The organism is Cupriavidus consociatus (genome assembly GCF_017814975.1).
GTDB lineage: Bacteria > Pseudomonadota > Gammaproteobacteria > Burkholderiales > Burkholderiaceae > Cupriavidus > Cupriavidus consociatus.
In genome coordinates this window covers 179,762-198,258 of sequence record NZ_JAGIQA010000002.1, presented here as the reverse complement: position 1 = coordinate 198,258, position 18,497 = coordinate 179,762, and the positions used below count along the sequence as shown (strand labels likewise).

The window sequence follows — 18,497 nt, the reverse complement described above, 5'->3', positions numbered from 1 at the left end:
GCCAGATGCTGCGATCGGACATTACCAGCTCGCGTCCAGTCCCAGGTGGCGCAGCGCTTCGTGACGCAATTCGGTCAGGCGCGGGTCGCCGCGATGGCGCGGGTAGGGCAGGTCGACCCTGAGTTCCGCCGCGATGCGCGCGGGCCGCTGGCTGAACACGATCACGCGCTGCGCCAGGAACAGCGCTTCTTCCACGTCATGCGTGACCAGCAGCGCCGAGAAGCGCGAGCGCTGCCACAGTTCGACCAGGTCGCTCTGCATCGCCAGCCGTGTCAGCGAATCGAGCTTGCCCAGCGGCTCGTCCAGCACCAGCAGGCGCGGATCGTTGACCAGCGCACGCGCCAGCGCCACGCGCTGCGCCATGCCGCCGGAGAGCTGGTGGGGGAAGGCGCGCGCGAACGATTCCAGCCCGACCCGGCGCAGCGCGTCGTCGACGCGATGGCGCTGCTGCGCGAGGATGCCCTGCGCCTGCAGCCCTAGCGCGACGTTGTTCCAGACGCGGCGCCACGGGTACAGCGTGGGATCCTGGAAGACCACTATGCGCGAGGGATCGGGCTCGGTGATGGGCGTGCCGTCCTGCAGGATCTCGCCGGACGTGGGCTGGTCCAGGCCGGCGACCAGGCGCAGCAGCGTGGACTTGCCGCAGCCGCTGGGACCGAGCAGGGCAACGAATTCTCCGGGGGCGACGCTGAGGTCGACGTGGTCGAGGACCTGCAGGCGCTCGTTGCCGTGGCCGAACCAGTGGCTGACCTGATGGATCCCGATACGGGCCCCGGTCAGTACTTTCGAGTCATCACCTGCCGCCGCGTTAACTCCCCTCTCCCGCTCGCGGGAGAGGGGCTGGGGGAGAGGGCCGGCGCCTGCAGCACCTATATCGCCTGCAGCACGGCCACCGCCTGCCCTCACCCCCGACCCCTCTCCCACTGCGCGGGAGAGGGAAGCCTTCTGCCCGCGTCCGTAAGCCCCGGCGGCTTTCAACCGCTCCACCACGCTCACCATTTCACCGTCCCCTTCTGCCACGACAACACGCGGTCCCGCGCCACGAACAGCAACGTAATCACCCCGGAAAACAGCAGCGCCATCACGATCAGCGCCGCATACATGTTCACGTACGAGGCCCAGCCCTGCGCCCAGGTCAGATACCACCCCAGCCCCGATTTCACGCCCATCATCTCCGCTGTCACCAGCACCGAGAACGACGCCCCAAGCCCCATGAACAGCCCGACAAACACCTGCGGCAGCGCCGCGGGAATCGCCACGCGCAACACCAGGAACCAGCCCGAAGCCCCAAGCGTGCGCGCCACGTCGTAGTAGCTCTTGTTGACGCCGGCGACGCCGGACCACGTCAGCACGGCTACCGGGAAGGCGGTCGCCAGCGCGATCAGGAACACGGCCGCCGAATAGCTCGACGGGAAGAAGTAGAAGGTCAGGGGCAACAGCGCGGTCGAGGGCAGCGGCCCCAGTACGCGCAGCACCGGATGGACCCAGTAGCCGATGCGCCGCGACCAGCCGATGGAAACGCCGACCAGGAAGCCCGCCAGCCCGCCATATGCCACGCCCAGCCCCAGCAGTTTCAGCGTGTTGAGCACGCTGTCGCCGAGCCGGCGCCAGTCATCGGCATAGACTTCGATCAGCGCCTGCGGCGGCGCGAAGAACGGCGTCGGCAGGATCGCGGTCTTGGCGGTCAGGATCTCCCATGCGGACAGCGCCGCCGGGATCGCCACCAGCCACGGGCCGGCGATGCGCAGTGCGGCCAGCGGCCGCTGCAGCGCGCGCACGTGCGGGCCGCCGAGCGCCAGCAGCGCCAGCAGGGCCGCAGCCAGGAGCGCCGCGAGGCCCAGTTCCTCGGTGTAGGCCCAGTCGCTGAAGCCGACCACGCGGTTGGGCCAGCGCCACGTCAGAGCGCCGAAGCCGGCCCATGCCAGCGCCGCGAGCAGCCCAACGGGCCAGATGCGTGCCGGGGCGGCGTCGTGCGCGGGGGTGTCGGAAATCGCGGCGGCCGGCTGCCGCGCCAGCTGTACATCCAATGCAGGTTGGCTTGTCGTCATCGCTTACCCCAGTACGTTGGCGTACACATGCTGCGCCAGGCGTTTGGCATCGGTGGTCTTCTTCAGCACGCCGATGCGGCGGAAATCGTCGGCGTAGAACGCAATCTCGTCGCGCAGGTCGGCGCCGGTCGGGTGGTGCGTATAGGTCAGCGTCGCGTACAGCTTGCGCAGGTCGTCCGGATTGATCCTGGGCGAGTATTTGGCGAAGACCTTCGCGGCCTCGTTGGGGTTCTCGTTGACGTAGTCCGTGGCCTGCACGATGGCGCGCGCCAGCGACGCGGCGGCGGGGCGGTCATTGCGCACCAGTTCACCGCGCGCGCCGACCACGCAGCACACCTTGCGCGCATATTCGCCGGTCAGGTTGGTGGCCAGCTCCACATAGGCGCCGTTGGTGCGCTTCTCCAGCAGGTAGAGGTTGGGATCGCCGTCGGCGATGGCCTGGATCTCGCCCTTGTCGACCGCCACGCCGAGCAGGTCGGCCGGATACTGGCGCCATGTGATGTCCTTGTCCGGGTCGATGCCGTTCCTGGCCAGCAGGATAGTGAAGAAGTGCTTGCCGGGCGCGGCCAGGTCGCTGACGCCCACGGTCTTGCCCTTCAGGTGCTGCAGGCTGGTCACGCCCGCCGCTTTCGCTCCCACCAGGCGCACGCAGCCACCGTGCGAGCTGCCGATGATCTTGACGTCGAAGCCTGCCTCCAGCGGCTTGAGCCAGCGGTGGATCATGCCGACCGCGGCATCGGCCTTGCCGGTGGCGATCGATTCCAGCAACTGGTCGGTCGAGCCGCTGTAGTTGATCAGGTCGACCTGCAGTCCGTTTTTCTCGAAGAAGCCTTTCTCCTGCGCCACCACGACCGGCGTCAGGCAGAACGAATTCTGGTTCCAGGCGAAGGTCAGCTTGCGCGGCGCGGACCAGGCCTGGCGGCAAAGGATCAATGCGGGCGCGGCGACCGCGGCGGCGCCGGCAAGTCGCAGCACGCTGCGGCGGCGCGGGTCGGTGTCGTTGTGCTTGTGGCTCATGGAGAGACTCCCCGATTCTTGTTGTGGGTTTGTTGTGGTGGCTTATGGCTGCAGTGGTCAGGCGGCGCGGCGTTCCGCCTCGCTGGCGGCATCGTGCTGCGCCACCAGCTCGCGCACGCGCGGGATCAGCTCGCGCCCGTAGTCAGCGGCGTCTTCGAGCGGGTCGAAGCCGCGGATCAGGAAGGTGGTCACGCCCAGTTCGTAGTACGGCAGCAGTGCATGCGCGACCTGCTCTGGCGTGCCGACCAGGCCGGTGGAATTGGAGCGACCGCCGGTCTCGCGCGCGATCGCGGTCCACAGGCGCTGGTCGACGCGGTCGCCCTTGTCGGCGGCGGCCAGCAGCCGGCGCGCGCCTTCGCTCTGCTGCGGGCCGCCACGGCTGTAGCCGGCCTGCACGCGCAGTGCGCGGGTGCGTTCCAGGATGCTGTCGGCGCGCGCCCACGCCTTCTCTTCGGTCTCGGCCAGCACCGGGCGGAACGACACCGAGAAGCGCACGGTGCGGCCATGCCTGGCCGCCTCCGCGCGCACGCGGGTGGTCAGTTCGCGCACCTGGTCGAGCGACTCGCCCCACAGCGCGTAGACGTCGGCATGCTTGCCGGCGACCTTCAACGCCGCATCGGACGCGCCGCCGAAGTAGATCGGCACATGCGGCTGCTGTGCCGGCCTGACTTCGGAAAAGCCCTGCGTGAAGCGGTAAAACTCGCCAGCATGGTCAAACGGCTGCGGCTCGGTCCAGATGCGCCGCAGGATGTGCAGGTACTCGTCGGTACGTGCATAGCGCTGGTTATGGTCGAGGAAATCGCCGTCGCGCTGCTGCTCGCTGTCGGAGCCGCCGGAGATGACATGCACGCCCAGGCGCCCGCCGCTGAACTGGTCGAGCGTGGCGATCTGGCGCGCCGCCAGCGTCGGCGCGGTAAAGCCGGGCCGGTGCGCGAGCATGAAATGGATGCGCTCGGTCACGCTCGCGGCATACGCGATCGTCAGCGTGGCCGAAGGCCCGGTCGAATGGTGCGGCACCAGGATGCGGTCGAAGCCGGCCTGCTCGTGCGCCTGCGCAAAGGCGCGCACATAGTCGCGGTCGATCACGGGCCCCGCGGGGGGATGGATCTCGGACTGCTTCTGGCTCTGGATCATGCCGATGAAATCGACTGGCATTGGTACGCTCCTGTTCGGTGATGGCGGCGGCGTGCCGCCCGGGTCTTGTATGGACTGGGGAATAAAGTACGCCCGTGGCGCGCCGCGACTAACGAATAAAAACGACGGACCTTATTCAATAAGCGTCGTTCCCGGAACGCGGGCGCGGCGCTACGCTATGCGGCATCGGTGGCATTCGGCTCGAGCTGCCGCAAGCTTTCCGAATTGCCAGCCATCCCTCCCGGAGTCCCTTTCCATGTCTTCGACTTCATCCCTGCGCCGCCTGCCAGCCGGCGACGCGCGCCTTGGCGAAGTGCTGGGCGGGCTGTCGGCGCGCTTCGCCGCCGGCGCCGCCGCGCACGACGCGGCGGCCAGCTTCCCGCATGACAATTTCGCGCAGCTGCATGCGCATGGCCTGATCGCGCAGGTGGTGCCGCGCGACTACGGCGGCGGCGGGGCCGGGCTGGCGCAGGCGCGCCGCATCATCGCGGCCATCGCGGGTGGCGAGCCGGCCACGGCGCTGGTGCTGACCATGACCTGGCTGCAGCATCGCGCCATCGCGCGCCCCGATTCGCACTGGCCGCAGGTGGTGCGCGAGCAGGTCTTTGCCAACGCGGTCCAGGAGGGGGCGCTGATCAACGCGCTGCGCGTCGAGCCCGGGCTCGGCTCCCCTGCGCGCGGCGGCCTGCCCGGCACCATCGCCACGCAGGTTGCGGATGGCTGGCGCCTGAGTGGCCGCAAGCTGTACAGCACCGGCATCCCCGCGCTGCGCTGGCTGGCGGTCTGGGCACGCACCGACGAGCCGCAGCCGCGCGTGGGGGTATTCCTGGTGCCGGGTCCCGCAGCGGGCGTGGCCGGCGTGCGCGTCGTCGAGAACTGGAACCACCTGGGTTTGCGCGCCTCGGGCAGCCACGAGACCGTGCTCGACAATATCTGGATCCCGCCCGACCACGCGGTCGATATCCGCCTGCCCGCCGCCTGGGCGCCGGCGGGCGCGAGCCAGGCCGACACCGATGCCAACGCTGACCAGCAGGCGTGGATGATCGTGCTGCTCGGCAGCCTCTATGACGCAGTGGCGCGCGCCGCCGGGTCGTGGGTGCGCGGCTTCGTGCGCGAGCGCGCACCCGGCAGCCTGGGCGCGCCGCTGGCCACGCTGCCGCGCGTGCAGGAAACCATCGGCGAGATCGGCGCGCTGCTGCGGACCAATCAGGTCCTGCTCGACGATGCCGCCGCGCGCACCGACGCCGGTGCGCCGCCTGCGGCTGCGGACAGCGGCCTGCTCAAGTTCACGGTGACCGGCAACGCGATCCGCGCGGTGGAACTGGCGCTGCAGCTCGCGGGCAACCACGGCCTGAGCCGCAACCATCCGCTCGAGCGGCACTATCGCGATGTGCTGTGCAGCCGCATCCATACGCCGCAGAACGACTCGATCCTGGTCGCAGCCGGCAAGCACCAACTGGGCCTGCAGGTGCATGCGCCGCCGCTGGCATGAACGCGGCCGCCGCGACCGTGTTATGTTTGCAGCGGCAGCGCCCCACAGAGGGCCCGAAGACAGAACTACCCCCGGAGGCATTTCATGAGCAGTTCCCCCGATGCCAGCGGGCTTGCCCCGCTGCGCGATTTCATCACCGGCCTGGCCGCGCTGCTGGACCAGCATCCCGACGAGCCGCGCATCCTGCGCGAGGGCGGGGCGCTGCTGGCGCGGCTGGTGGCACGCGACGACTGGCTGCCCGAGGCATGGGCCGAGCCGCACCCAGAGTATTACCAGCAGCACCTGCTGCATTGCGATTCCGCCGAGCGCTTCTCGGTCGTCAGCTTTGTCTGGGGCCCGGGGCAGCGCACGCCCATCCATGACCACACCGTATGGGGCCTGATCGGCATGCTGCGCGGCGCGGAAGAGTCGCAGCCCTTCGTGCTCGACGCCGCCGGCCGTCCCGTGCCGAAGGGCGAACCGGTGCGATTGCAGCCCGGGCAGGTCGAAGCCGTGTCGCCCACGGTAGGCGACATCCATCGCGTCAACAACGTGCACGACGACCGCGTCTCGGTCAGCATCCACGTGTACGGCGCCAATATCGGCGCGGTGCGCCGCTCGGTCTACGCCGAGGACGGCACGCGCAAGCCCTTTATTTCCGGGTATTCCAACCCGACCCTGCCCAACCTGTGGGACCGTTCCCGCGAAGCCTAGAAGTCATGACCATCCAGCACGCCACGCCAGCCGACACGGCATTCCCGACCTTCACCCGCGCGCAGGTGCGCCAGGCCCTGCTGGCCGGCGCCGAGATCGCGCTGATCGACGTGCGCGAGGAAGACCCCTTCGCGCAGGCGCATCCGCTATGGGCCGCCAATTTCCCGCTGTCCAGGCTTGAGCTGGAGGCCTGGACGCGCATCCCGCGCCGCGACACGCTGATCGTGGTCTACGGCGAGCATGCCGGCGAAGACCTCGCGCCGCGCGCGGCGTCGGTGCTGCAAGCACTGGGCTATACCAATGTGCATGGGCTCGAAGGCGGGCTGGCCGGATGGATCGACGGCGGCGGCGAGGTGTTCCGCGACGTCAACGTGCCGAGCAAGTCGTTCGGTGAAGTGGTCGAGTCAAGGCGCCATACGCCCTCGCTGTCCGCCGAGCAGGTGCAGGCCCTGATCGACAGCAAGGCCGATGCGGTGATCGTCGACGCGCGCCGCTTCGACGAGTACCAGACCATGAGCATTCCCACTGCCACCAGCGTGCCCGGTGCCGAACTGGTGCTGCGCGTGCGCGAGTTGGCGCCCGACCCGCACACGCAGGTGATCGTCAACTGCGCCGGCCGCACGCGCAGCATCATCGGCACGCAGTCGCTGGTCAACGCCGGCATTCCCAACCCGGTGGCGGCGCTGCGCAACGGCACCATCGGCTGGACGCTGGCGGGCCAGCAGCTCGACCACGGCGCGAGCCGCCGCGCCCCCGCCGAGGTGAGCAGCGACAACCGCGACAGCGCCCGCCGCGGCGCGCGCGCGATCGCCGACCGTGCCGGCGTGCGCCGCATCGCGCTGGCCGCGTTGCCATCGCTGCAGGAACCGGGCCGCACCGTGTACCGCTTCGACGTGCGCACGCCGGAGGAATTCGCAGACGGGCACCTGCCGGGCTTCGCCAATGCGCCGGGCGGACAGCTGGTGCAGGAAACCGACCACAACGCCCCGGTGCGGGGCGCGCGCTTCGTGCTCGCCGATGACGACGACGTGCGCGCCAGCATGACGGGATCATGGCTGGCGCAGATGGGCTGGGAGGTCTGGGTGGTGGAGCCGGCCGATGCCGCCGCGCGCAGCGAGTCCGGCACGGTGGCGGCCGACGTGCCGGTGCCCCCGGCGGTGCCGGCGGCGACGGCCGCCGAACTCGCCGCGTGGCTCGACAAGGGCGCGGACGGCAGCACCGTGGTGCTCGACTTCACCGCCAGCGCCAACTACGTCAAGCGCCATATCCCCGGTGCGCACTTCGTCATCCGCGCGCAGCTGGCGGGTGCGCTGGCGCGCATCCCGCAGGCACGGCGCTATGTGCTGACGTGCGGCTCCAGCCTGCTCGCGCGCTTTGCCGCCGCCGACCTGCGGCGGCTGACCGATGCGGAGGTGGTGGTGCTGGAAGGCGGCACGCAGGCGTGGATCGCGGCCGGGCTGCCGCTGGAGTCCGGCGAGACGCACCTGGCGTCCGAGCGCACCGACCGCTATCGCCGGCCATATGAAGGCACCGGCAATCCGCGCGAGGCGATGCAGGGCTACCTCGACTGGGAGTTCGGCCTGATCGCGCAACTGGAGCGCGACGGCACGCACGGGTTCAGGGTGGTCTGAGCGGCGTTGGTTCGGGTGGTGCGCACCCGTGCTCGTGCAGCCCGCTACCGGGGCTGAGGCCAGGCCTGGCACCGCGCAGCCACGCGACAACGCTCGTGCGCGCTGGAGACCTCATGCCAGTCCAGGCCACGCAAGTGGGGGCCCGTCGACGTCGGACTGTCAAGCCTTCAGCATCTCCGGGTGATTCGCATGCAGCCATTGCGAGGTCTCGTTCAGCATGCGCTCCGCAAGTGCCAGGGCCAGGCGCAGGTCGGGTGCCCTGACCGTGGCAAATCCCGTGTACTTCGAATTGCGGATCGATAGCAGGCCATCAAGTTCGTCCAGCAGCAGCTGCCCGCCTTCGAGGGATCCGACCAGGCCCTCCAGCGCGATTCGATGGTGGCCGTGTGCCGCGGATAGCCGGAAGCCTTGGGCGGCAAACACGGCAAGCGCCGCGAACAGGATGGCGTCGTAAGCGGCTTCAAACTTTGTCGGGTCGGAAACGCCAGCGACTTTGGTGTCCTGGAACTTCTGCACGGCCGCGCGCAAGAGTTCCTGGACCATCTGCTTGTTCTGCATCCGCTCCGCTCGGACAACTTGCGGCTCTTCAAGTGCCAGCGTTGATGGCTTTCGTGCGGCCATGGGCCAATTCTCCTTTCAGCAAAATCATCGGCTGTTGCATCACCCCGACCGCGAAGCTGTTGCCGCCGGCCAGCATCTCCTCGAACTCGGACCGCGAGAAGACCGAGGCATGGATGTCGCGGCCGTGCTTCCGTCCCACAGCTTTCAACAGGGCGTTGATGCGGATCGAACTGAGTTCCTCGCCCAGCACCAATACGTCAAGATCCGACTCTGCCTTCTCCTCGCCGCGCGCCACCGATCCGAATATCGCGGCCATCTCAGTCTCCTCCGGGAGTGCCGCCCTGATATCGTCAAGTACCGCATCGCTGCGCCGTACGATATCGGTTAGCCCCGCCAACGCAGGGGACTCGGCTGCACGATAAAGCACATTTCGCCCATCCTGATGGCGTACTGTAAGCCCCACCTGAGCCCATCGCCTTAGCCAACGGGTCACATTTCCGCTGTCTGCTCCGGTAAGGCGGGCCAGTTCCGCGGGTGAATATTGCTTGCCGGGACTCATGTAGAGCGCCCTAAGCAGCGCGAAGCGCTGCTCGCCTCCAAAGAGCTCGGCCAAAAGAGCGTTTCGCATAGCATCGAACTGTCTATTGAACAGTGATACTGTACTACATACAATTGTACTGCGTGTTAGACAGTAGCACTGTCTAACATACAGTGTTGGCCTGGTTGGCGCCTCGTTGCGAAGGGATAGCCCTAAATCCACGACTTGGTATAACGCCTCAGCCTTTTCGCTCGCATGCAGCAAAATGCCGAATTTCCAACTTCCACTGCCCATCTTCCGTCTTCGATAGGGAACGAACGTAACGATTCTCTGTCAATCGTAATCGTTACGTTACAATGCTGTACCGCAGCACGGCGTGCGCCTTGCCAGAATGGCGCTTTCGCCCGTGCTTCCAGCCCCCGACCCATGCGATTGTTGTTCCTGCTGTTGACTGCCATGTGCCTGTCACTGCTCTCCTTTGGAGCGGTGGCGGACGCACGCGCGTCGGTGCAGCCGGAGCTGCAGGCCAGTACCGAGCTGGCCGCGCTGGAGTCGGTGGACGACATGGGCCGCGTCATCGTTCCTGGCGACGATGGCCTGCATGACGACGACATCTGCGCAGACCCGCCACCCGGGTACTGCAATATCTGGTCGGCCGACCTGCTCGATCCGCTGGACCTGCTGGACGAAATCGAAGAGTCCAGTGCCCTCATTGCCCTGCCCCCGGTGAAGCTGCTGCTGCCCACGGGGGATGTCGCGCAATATCCCCCAGGCCGCGCCGGGCCGCCGCCTTCGACCTTCTTCCGGCCGCCGATATTCCGCTCCTGAGCGCCGGGCGTTCATACGCCTTGCCGCTCCCCCGCGCGCACGCGCTGCCCCCGCAGCTGCCGTGCCGCGGGCCGCGCCCCCTTGCCTGATACCGCCAGCCTGCCCGCCGCTACCGCGCGCGGGTAAGCCGCTGCCGTGGTCCGTCCCGCCGTGACTCGCGCCGGGGCGCGCCGCGGCATGGCGCAGGCGTCGCATTGCTTGCATTCCGGACTCATGACAACAACCAAGCTGACCCTGATCGCGTCGCTTTCGCTGCTCGCGTTCGCCGCTGCCCCGGCCCATGCCGGAGAGCAGGGCGCCGCTCCGGCGAAGGCCGCGGGGGCAGCGGGCACCAAGCCCGCTATCCCTGCCTCACCGGCCGCACCGCTCTCCAAGCCTTCCGCGAAGATTTCCGCCGCCCCGGCGCCCACGCCCGGCGCCGAACTGGTGGCCGCCACGGCCGTGCCCAAGGCGGCATCCGCGCGCCCCGCCGGTGCGGCGGCCGGCCCGGCTTTCTCGCTGCCGCAACTGCTCGACATGGCGCAGTCGACCAACAAGGGCGTCGCCGTGGCCGAGGCCAATGTCGATGCCGCCAGCGCCGCCATCAGCAGCGCGCGCGCCTATCCCAATCCGCAGGTCGAAGTGATGTACGGCCGCCTGTCCGGCAAGCAACCCGGCGTGACCAGCGGCAATGCGCCGAGCTACGCCGTGGTGCAGAAGCTGGACTACCCGCACCAGCGCAGCCTGCGCGAGGCCATGGCCTCGCGCGGCCTGGAGTCGTCGCAGGCGGCCCGCCAGGGCTTCCGCGCAGACCTTGCCGCGCGCGTCAAGACTTCCTATTACGATGTGCTGCGTCGTGAAAGCGAGCTGCATGCCGCGGAAGAAGACCTGGCGATGATGCGGCAGATCCATTCGCGCGCACGCCTGCGCGTGGAGGTGGGCGAAGCGCCGCGCTATGAACTGATCAAGGCCGAGACCGAACTGCTGGCCTCGCAGAAGAACCAGCAGACCACCGAGCTGCGCGTGAACCAGGCCAAGGCCGCGCTGCGCCAGCAGGTTGGCGGCGCCATGCCGGGCCAGTTCTCGCTGGACGGCACGCTGGCACAGTCGCCGGACGTGCCGCCGCTGCCGGTGCTGCGCGACACCATGACCGCGAGCAATGCCGAACTGGTCCAGCGCCGCACGGAACTGGAGCGCGCCCGCCTGGGCGTCGACTACCAGCGTTCGCTGCGCTGGCCGGAAGTGGCGGTGCGCGCCAGCACCGACCGCCAGCCCGACAACAACGTCTCGCAGATCGGCCTGGTCATGACCATCCCGCTGTGGGACCGCCGCCGCGGCCCGGTGGGCGAGGCCACCGCGCAGGCGACGCAGGCGCAGAGCGCGCTGGAAATGCGCGAGTTCGAGCTGGCGCAGGAACTGGAATCCGCCTACCGCCAGTACGAGATCACGCAGGCGCAGGTGACCGCGCTGGAGTCCGGCATCGTGCGCGAGGCCGAGTCGGCGCTGGGCGTGGCCGAGGCCGCCTACCGCTTCGGCGAGCGCGGCATCCTTGACTTCATCGATGCTCAGCGCGTGCTGCGCAGTGCGCGCAACGAGCTGATCGCCGCCCAGTACGAGCAGCAGCTGGCCGCCATCCAGATCGAAAAGCTCATGTCGACCGCCCCGGGCGCCACTGCCGCGCCAGGCCTGCCGCCGACCTCCACCATCGAACAGAAATAACCATGCGTCCCAATTTCCTGCTTTCGCTGACGGCCGCTGCCGTCCTGACGCTCAGCCTGGCGGCCTGTTCCGACAAGCCTGAACCCGTTGCCGAAGCGCCCAAGCTGCCGCCCGGCGTGATCCAGCCGGAAGGCAACCTGCAGCAGTCGCTGAAGGTGGCGCCGGTCACCACCTCCCCGTTCAGCGAGATGCTGCGCGTGGCCGGCCGCATCGACTTCGATGAGCAGCGCGTATCGCGCATCGGCGCCAGCGTGACCGGCCGCGTCACCGACCTGTATGCCACGCTCGGCCAGGAAGTGAAGGCCGGCCAGGTGCTGGCGCGCCTGCACAGCAGCGAGCTGGGCGCCGCGCAGATGTCGTTCCTGAAGAGCGAGGCGCAGCACGACCTGCAGGTGCGCAACGCCGAGCGCGCGCGCCAGCTGTTTGCCGCCGACGTGATCGGCCGCGGCGAGCTGCAGCGCCGCGAGAGCGAACTGGCGATCGCCTCCGCCGAGATGCGCGCCTACCGCGACCAGCTGCGCGTGCTGGGCATGTCGCAGGGCTCGATCGCCGAGCTGGCGAAGAACGGCAGCATCAACTCGCATTCGCCGGTGTATTCGAGCATCAGCGGCACCGTGGTCGAGCGCAACGTGGCGCAGGGCCAGGTGGTGCAGCCGGCCGACGCGCTCTACACCGTGGCCGACCTGTCGCGCGTGTGGGTCGTGGCCGAGGTGCCGGAGCAGCAGGCCGCGCAGGTCGCCGAAGGGCAGAGCGTGGAGATCGAGGTGCCGTCGCTGGCCAATGGCAAGGGCGGCAATACCATCACCGGCAAGCTGATCTACGTGGGCCGCACGGTCAGCCCGCAGTCGCGCACGGTGCTGGTACGCACCGAGCTGGAGAACCGCGAAGGGCGCCTGAAGCCCGCCATGCTGGCCAGCATGCTGATCGCCGGCAAGCCGCAGGACCAGCTGGTGATTCCCGCCGCCGCGGTGGTGCGCGAGGGCAACGACGAGCTGGTCTATGTCGAGATGCCGGGCAACAAGTTCCGCCTGACCAAGGTCAAGCTGGGCGCCGAGAGCGACGGCATGCGCGTGGTGCAGAACGGCGTGAAGGCCGGCGACCGCATCGTGGTCGATGGCGCGTTCCACCTGGACAACGAGCGCAAGCGCATCGAGCAAGGGTAATCGGACATGATGAAATCCCTAGTCGAAGCCGCCATCAAGCAGCGGCTGGTGGTTTGCGTGCTGGCCGTGGTGCTGTTCTTCTTCGGCCTGCGCGCTGCCACCAAGCTGTCGGTGGACGCCTTCCCCGATGTGACCAACGTGCAGGTGCAGATCGCCACCGAAGCCGCGGGCCGTTCGCCCGAGGAAGTCGAGCGCTTTGTCACCGTGCCGGTGGAAATGGCGATGACGGGCCTGCCCGGCCTGGAAGAGATGCGCTCGCTGAACAAGGCGGGCCTGTCGCTGATCACGCTGGTCTTTACCGACGCCACCGACGTGTACTTTGCACGCCAGCTGGTGATGGAGCGCCTGATCGAGGTGGGCGGGCGCATGCCGGAAGGCGTGTCGCCGGTGCTGGGCCCGGTCTCGACCGGCCTGGGCGAGGTCTACCAGTACACGCTGGACCGCGCCGACGACGGCAACCGCGAACTGACCCAGGAAGAGCTGGCCGAGCGCCGCATCGCCCAGGACTGGGTGGTGCGCCCGCTGCTGCGCTCGATCCCCGGCGTGGCCGAGATCAACTCGCAGGGCGGCTACGTGCGGCAGTACCAGGCGCTGGTCAACCCGGAGCGCATGCGCCACTACGGCGTGTCGATCCAGCAGGTCTACGAGGCGCTGGCGCGCAACAACGCCAATTCCGGCGGCGGCGTGCTGCCGCACTACGCCGAGCAGTACCTGATCCGCGGCGTCGGCCTGGCCAAGGGCGTGGAGGACCTCGGCAGCATCGTGCTGAAGGAAGTCGACGGCACGCCGGTCTACCTGCGCGATGTGGCTAACGTCACCGTCGGCCATGAGGTGCGGCAGGGCGCGCTGGTCAAGAACGGCCAGACCGAGGCCGTCGGCGGCATCGTCATGATGATGCGCGGCGGCAATGCCAAGGAAGTGGTCAGCCGCGTGAAGGCGCGCGTGGCGGAGATCAACGAGCGCGGCATGCTGCCCGGCAAGCTGCAGATCGTGCCGTACTACGACCGCAGCGAGCTGGTCGATGCCGCGCTGTGGACGGTGACCAAGGTGCTGCTCGAAGGCGTGGTGCTGGTGGTGATCGTGCTGTTCCTGTTCCTGGGCGACGTGCGCTCGTCGGTCATCGTGCTGGCCACGCTGGTGCTGACGCCATTGCTGACCTTCATGGTGATGAACCACGTCGGGTTGTCGGCCAACCTGATGTCATTGGGAGGGCTGGCGATCGCGATCGGCCTGATGGTCGACGGCTCGGTGGTGGTGGTCGAGAACGCGTTCGAGCGATTGGGGCACAAGGAACCGGGGCTGACCAAGACCGAGATCCTGGTGAAGGCCGTGCAGGAAGTGGCCACGCCGGTGATCGTCGGCGTGGGCATCATCATCCTGGTGTTCCTGCCGCTGATGACGCTGTCCGGCATGGAAGGCAAGATGTTCGCGCCGCTGGCGTTCACCATCTCGATCGCGCTGGCGATCTCGCTGTTCCTGTCGCTGACGCTGTCGCCGGTGCTGTCGTCGTACCTGCTCAAGGGCGGCGCCGAGCATGACACGTTCCTCATTGCCTTCATGAAGCGCCACTACCTGCGCATGCTGCACTGGGCGCTGGGCAACAGCCGCAAGACCGTGCTCAGCGCGGTGGGCGCGTTCGTCGCCACGCTGCTGATCGTGCCGCTGCTGGGTACCTCGTTCATCCCCGAGATGAAGGAAGGCTCGATCGTTCCCGCGATCGACCGTGTGCCCAACATTTCGCTGGAAGAGTCGATCAAGCTGGAGAAGGAAGCCAACAAGCTGGTGCTGGGCGTGCCGGGCGTCAAGTCGGTGGTGTCGGGCGTGGGCCGCGGCGAAAGCCCGGCCGACCCGCAGGGCCAGAACGAATCGACCCCGATCGCCAGCCTGAAGGACCGCGACGAGTGGCCCGACGGCTGGACCCAGGACGATATCGCCAACGCCATCCGCGAGAAGCTCAAGGCCATCCCCGGCGTGCAGATCGTGATGGCGCAGCCGATCTCGGACCGCGTCGACGAAATGGTCAGCGGCGTGCGCTCGGACGTGGCGGTGAAGGTGTTCGGCGACGACCTGGACAAGCTGCGCGAGCTGGCCGGCGAGATCTCGCGCGTGGCCGGCGGCATCCAGGGCTCGCAGGACATCCGTATCGAGCGCGTCTCGGGGCAGCAATACCTGTCGATCGAGATCGACCGCCAGGCGATCGCGCGCTACGGGCTCAACGTATCCGACATCCACGACGTGATCGAGATCTCCATCGGCGGCAAGCGTGCCACGGACATCTTCGAAGGCGAGCGCCGCTTTGCCGCGGCCGTGCGCCTGCCGGATGACTTCCGCAACAACGTGCAGGCGATTCGCCAACTGCTGGTGACTACGGCTGACGGCACGCAGGTACCGCTGCAGAGCGTGGCCAAGATCGAGGTCAACGACGGCCCGGCCCAGATCAGCCGCGAAATGGCCAAGCGCCGCGTGGTGGTGATGATCAACGTGAAGGACCGCGACCTCGGCGGTTTCGTGGCCGAGCTGCAGCAGGCCACGGCAGCCAAGGTCAAGCTGCCCGAAGGCTACTACCTGGAGTGGGGCGGCCAGTTCCAGAACATGGAACGTGCCATGGGCCACCTGAAGATCATCGTGCCGGTCACCATCGCCGCGATCTTCTTCCTGCTGTTCCTGCTGTTCAACTCGCTGCGCTTTGCCACGCTGATCATCACGGTGCTGCCGTTCGCTTCGATCGGCGGCATCATCGGGCTGTTCGTCACCGGCGAATACCTGTCGGTGCCAGCGTCGGTGGGCTTTATCGCGCTGTGGGGCATGGCGGTGTTGAACGGTGTGGTGCTGGTGTCGTATATCCGTTCGCTGCGCGATTCGGGCTTGTCGCTCGACGAAGCGGTGGTGCAGGGCGCGACGCAGCGATTCCGTCCGGTGATGATGACCGCGACCATCGCGATGCTGGGCCTGGTGCCGTTCCTGTTCTCTACCGGCCCCGGATCCGAGGTGCAACGTCCGCTGGCGGTGGTGGTGATCGGCGGGCTGATTACGTCGACGCTGCTGACGCTGGTGATGGTGCCGACGCTGTACCGGTGGTTCGATGACAGCAAGCCGGATCCGACCAGGGATGTGCCGGTTTAAGGTTCACCTTGTGTCTGTGTAGTGTGCAACGCCTCATGCGCCATTTGCGCGTGGGGCGTTTTTTTATGGCTCGATTCGCTGCTGTCGTCTTGGCCTGAATTGCCTTGGGATGGCCGCCATCGCCCGTATCGCCTCACCGCGCGTTTCCCCGCAGGGCAATCGAAACCAGGGTGTACAAGCCTTTCCAGCCACGTAGGCCGAGCCTGCGACCCGATTCGAACGCCACAGGGGAATCGCCATCCGGTGGGCGAGTCGACAATGCCGAAGCGCCGCATGCGTTGGGCGGATAGCGCCAAGACTGCTCATTGTTGGTTTGCGTCCTGCCCAGTGTGCCGGACATCGGTGCCCTCGACGATGTAGATCGTGAATTCGGCGATGTTCGTGGCGTGGTCGCCGATGCGTTCGATCGCTTTGGCGATGAAGAGATAGTCGAGCGACACGGAGATCAGCTTTGGGTTCTCCATCATGTAGCTCATGAGCTTGCGCACGAAGCCGTGGTTATTCGACTTCGCCGCAATCGGTATCGCCTTCAGCGTCTTTCTCGTGGCGCATCGCCGCGGCAGTCAAGGTGGCCACTTCCGCTGGCGCGGCGTCCTTGCGCTCGCTGTAGCGGTCCGTCAGATAGTCAATGCGATCGCGCTCAGCATCAATCGACTTGATGTTCGCCGGAGGACTCGATGATATTCGGATGGCCATGGCGCACGTGGCGTGGCTCGAGCAACCGGTGCAGCATGAGTCCGATCGCGGCCCCTGCGCATTGAGCCAGCACGAACCCCGGTACGCTGCCCGGTGCAATACCAGCAAAGCTGTCGCTGAACATCCGTCCAAATGCCGCCGCCGGATTGGCGAACGACGTGGAAGCGGTGAACCAGTAGGCAGCACCGATATACGCCGCAACCATGGCGGAGGCCCGGCCGTTCGGGGCGCGCAGGATAACCAGCAGGAGACCGGCAGTTGCGACCGTCTCTGCAATCCATTGCCCGGGGCCACTACGCACCTTGGCGGAGAACTGCAGCATGGTCATGTCGAACATGGCATGAGCCAACCAAGCTCCGAGTACCGCGCCGACAAGCTGTGCGGCGATATATGGAACCAGCGCGGCGCCAGGCAGCTCTCCTTGCGCCACCATGACCGAACTGACCACCGGGTTGAAATGGGCGCCACTGATCGGGCCGAACACTTCGATCAGGATGTAGAGGCCACCGACGGTTGCCGCCGTATTGGCCAGCAGCGCCACGGCGACATTGCCGCCTGCAAGCCGCTCGGCCATGATCCCAGAGCCGATGACGACGGCCAGCAGCAAGGCTGTTCCAAGCGTTTCCGCGGCCAGTCTGTTGCGCAAATCAATCATGGCGCTCAACTCTTGGAAATACGCTCAAGGTGTTCCTGCAACTCGGCGTTGCTCATCGAATCCAGCGGTAGCATCAGCAGTTGCATCATCCGATAGCCGATGGCCTGCCGCGTCAGCTCGAAGGCCTGGCGCTTCCCTTCATCACCGCCCGGCGCATTGGAGGGATCGGCATATCCCCAATGCACCTTGACCGGGCCTCCCGGCCAGTACGGGCATTCCTCGGCCGCCGCGCTGTCACAGACAGTGATGACAATGTGCATCTCCGGGGCACCGTCACCAGTGAACTCATCCCAGCTCTTGCTGCGATAACCGCTGACGTCGACGCCGGCGTTACCCAGCGCCTCGATGGCGAACGGGTTGATCCGTCCGCTGGGTGAACTTCCGGCACTATAGGCGCGTACGTCCCGGCCGAATTGCCTGGCCAGATGGTTCAGCATTCCCTCGCTCAGCACGCTGCGGGCCGAATTATGGGTACAGAGGATCAATACGTTCGTCGTCATGGAGCGCTGTGAAATCAAGAATGAATGCGGTTCAGTAAACGAGTCAGCGCGTTCCGATGTCCTGGACAGCCTTCCGAAGCGCGACCGCGTCCAGCTTAGGAAGCGGCAATGACAGGAACAATTCGATACGGCGCTTGAGCGTAATGGTTGCGTCGTTGATAGCCTGCAGCATCTGGGCTTCCGTACCCACGCAGGCGGCCGGATCGGCGACACCCCAATGCAGTGGGTTCGGCGGCGAAGAGGGCCGAGGAATAACGGATGCTCGCGGTCAGGTCGGCGACGCTGACGTGGACGTGGAAGCGTTTCATGATTTGGACTCGGAGGCGATGGTGCAGCTGGACACAGGCGAGCACGGATTGCCGCTGCAGCAGTTCTCCGTGAGGTAACCCAGCAATGCGTTCATGGTCTCGAAACGAGCCATATAGATGATGGAGCGTCCGTCCTGGCGGCTGGAAAGCAGGCCCGCGCGGTGCAATTCCTTCAAATGGAAGGACAGCGAAGATGCGGGCACTTCCATCAGTTCAGCAATCCGGCCAGCCGGTAGTCCTTGTGGACCGGCCTGAACCAGCAGCCTGAACACGGACAGGCGGATCGAATGAGCGAGCGCGGCGAGCGCTTCAAGTGCGTGGTCTGTTTCCATGATTCGAAGATAATAGAATCATGGAAATTTTGAAAGTGAAGTCTTTGTGACAGGGCAGTGCGTCTACCTTTTTGTTACAG

At 67.0% G+C, this 18,497-nt stretch carries 17 protein-coding genes and 2 pseudogenes; 7 read left to right on the top strand and 12 right to left on the bottom strand.

Annotated features, from left to right (window positions below; translation table 11 throughout):
• Nucleotides 1-21: 21 nt before the first annotated feature.
• Genes J8I82_RS04050 through J8I82_RS04035 form a run of 4 tightly spaced genes read right to left on the bottom strand, consistent with a single transcriptional unit; the run spans nucleotide 22 to nucleotide 4,220 of the window.
• Complete coding sequence (locus J8I82_RS04050; protein WP_245179438.1) at nucleotides 22-999, bottom strand: ABC transporter ATP-binding protein; 978 nt, start codon at nucleotides 997-999, stop codon at nucleotides 22-24.
• Entirely contained in the window at nucleotides 993-2,048 is a 1,056-nt protein-coding gene (locus tag J8I82_RS04045) for an ABC transporter permease (RefSeq protein WP_209754643.1), read from the bottom strand. The genes J8I82_RS04050 and J8I82_RS04045 overlap by 7 nt, the downstream gene beginning before the upstream one ends.
• Before the next feature lie 3 nt (nucleotides 2,049-2,051).
• Nucleotides 2,052-3,065, bottom strand: coding sequence for an ABC transporter substrate-binding protein (locus tag J8I82_RS04040; RefSeq protein WP_209754641.1), 1,014 nt, complete (start codon nucleotides 3,063-3,065; stop codon nucleotides 2,052-2,054).
• Nucleotides 3,066-3,122: 57 nt separating this feature from the next.
• Nucleotides 3,123-4,220 (bottom strand): LLM class flavin-dependent oxidoreductase, encoded by a 1,098-nt coding sequence (locus J8I82_RS04035; RefSeq protein WP_209754638.1) that lies wholly within the window; start codon nucleotides 4,218-4,220, stop codon nucleotides 3,123-3,125.
• Nucleotides 4,221-4,455: 235 nt separating this feature from the next.
• Between J8I82_RS04035 and J8I82_RS04030 the strand changes: the two genes are divergently transcribed.
• The 3 genes from J8I82_RS04030 to J8I82_RS04020 all read left to right on the top strand — a co-directional run bounded on the left by J8I82_RS04030 (nucleotide 4,456) and on the right by J8I82_RS04020 (nucleotide 8,015).
• Nucleotides 4,456-5,691: an acyl-CoA dehydrogenase family protein gene (locus J8I82_RS04030; protein WP_209754636.1), complete on the top strand. Its 1,236-nt coding sequence runs from the start codon at nucleotides 4,456-4,458 to the stop codon at nucleotides 5,689-5,691.
• An 84-nt stretch (nucleotides 5,692-5,775) separates the two neighbouring features.
• Nucleotides 5,776-6,384 (top strand): cysteine dioxygenase family protein, encoded by a 609-nt coding sequence (locus tag J8I82_RS04025; protein WP_209754634.1) that lies wholly within the window; start codon nucleotides 5,776-5,778, stop codon nucleotides 6,382-6,384.
• Nucleotides 6,385-6,389: 5 nt separating this feature from the next.
• Entirely contained in the window at nucleotides 6,390-8,015 is a 1,626-nt protein-coding gene (locus tag J8I82_RS04020) for a rhodanese-related sulfurtransferase (RefSeq protein ID WP_209754632.1), read from the top strand.
• A 159-nt stretch (nucleotides 8,016-8,174) separates the two neighbouring features.
• Here J8I82_RS04020 and J8I82_RS04015 read toward each other — a convergent pair whose 3' ends face one another.
• Together J8I82_RS04015 and J8I82_RS04010 are read right to left on the bottom strand one after the other, a co-directional pair.
• Entirely contained in the window at nucleotides 8,175-8,636 is a 462-nt protein-coding gene (locus J8I82_RS04015; protein WP_209754629.1) for a hypothetical protein, read from the bottom strand.
• Nucleotides 8,602-8,892, bottom strand: coding sequence for a nucleotidyltransferase domain-containing protein (locus J8I82_RS04010; protein ID WP_209754627.1), 291 nt, complete (start codon nucleotides 8,890-8,892; stop codon nucleotides 8,602-8,604). The genes J8I82_RS04015 and J8I82_RS04010 overlap by 35 nt, the downstream gene beginning before the upstream one ends.
• Nucleotides 8,893-9,540: 648 nt before the next feature.
• On the opposite strand from J8I82_RS04010, the gene J8I82_RS04005 reads away from it, so the two are divergent.
• From J8I82_RS04005 to J8I82_RS03990, 4 genes are all read left to right on the top strand, one after another.
• A complete protein-coding gene (locus tag J8I82_RS04005; RefSeq protein ID WP_209754625.1) occupies nucleotides 9,541-9,942 on the top strand; it encodes a cobalt-zinc-cadmium resistance protein in 402 nt (133 codons plus the stop codon).
• A 213-nt stretch (nucleotides 9,943-10,155) separates the two neighbouring features.
• A complete protein-coding gene (locus J8I82_RS04000; protein ID WP_209754623.1) occupies nucleotides 10,156-11,640 on the top strand; it encodes a TolC family protein in 1,485 nt (494 codons plus the stop codon).
• 2 nt (nucleotides 11,641-11,642) lie between these two features.
• Nucleotides 11,643-12,803, top strand: coding sequence for an efflux RND transporter periplasmic adaptor subunit (locus J8I82_RS03995; protein ID WP_209754621.1), 1,161 nt, complete (start codon nucleotides 11,643-11,645; stop codon nucleotides 12,801-12,803).
• 6 nt (nucleotides 12,804-12,809) lie between these two features.
• On the top strand, nucleotides 12,810-15,926 hold the full coding sequence (locus J8I82_RS03990) for an efflux RND transporter permease subunit (protein WP_209754619.1): 3,117 nt from the start codon (nucleotides 12,810-12,812) through the stop codon (nucleotides 15,924-15,926).
• Between the two features lie 302 nt (nucleotides 15,927-16,228).
• Here J8I82_RS03990 and J8I82_RS03985 read toward each other — a convergent pair.
• From J8I82_RS03985 to J8I82_RS03960, 6 genes and pseudogenes are all read right to left on the bottom strand, one after another.
• Nucleotides 16,229-16,417, bottom strand: a pseudogene (locus J8I82_RS03985) (phosphate signaling complex PhoU family protein); the annotation flags it as partial.
• 155 nt (nucleotides 16,418-16,572) lie between these two features.
• Complete coding sequence (locus J8I82_RS03980; protein ID WP_209754617.1) at nucleotides 16,573-17,277, bottom strand: aquaporin; 705 nt, start codon at nucleotides 17,275-17,277, stop codon at nucleotides 16,573-16,575.
• Between the two features lie 5 nt (nucleotides 17,278-17,282).
• The gene (locus tag J8I82_RS03975) at nucleotides 17,283-17,777 is read right to left on the bottom strand and encodes an arsenate reductase ArsC (protein ID WP_209754615.1); all 495 of its coding nucleotides are present in this window, start codon (nucleotides 17,775-17,777) and stop codon (nucleotides 17,283-17,285) included.
• Nucleotides 17,778-17,820: 43 nt separating this feature from the next.
• Nucleotides 17,821-17,949, bottom strand: a complete 129-nt coding sequence (locus tag J8I82_RS39025; protein ID WP_280905972.1) for a hypothetical protein — start codon at nucleotides 17,947-17,949, stop codon at nucleotides 17,821-17,823.
• 43 nt (nucleotides 17,950-17,992) lie between these two features.
• Nucleotides 17,993-18,085 (bottom strand): annotated as a pseudogene (locus J8I82_RS03965) (ArsI/CadI family heavy metal resistance metalloenzyme); the annotation flags it as partial.
• Entirely contained in the window at nucleotides 18,082-18,417 is a 336-nt protein-coding gene (locus tag J8I82_RS03960) for an ArsR/SmtB family transcription factor (RefSeq protein WP_209754613.1), read from the bottom strand. The gene J8I82_RS03960 and the pseudogene J8I82_RS03965, both read right to left, overlap by 4 nt.
• Between the last annotated feature and the right edge of the window lie 80 nt (nucleotides 18,418-18,497).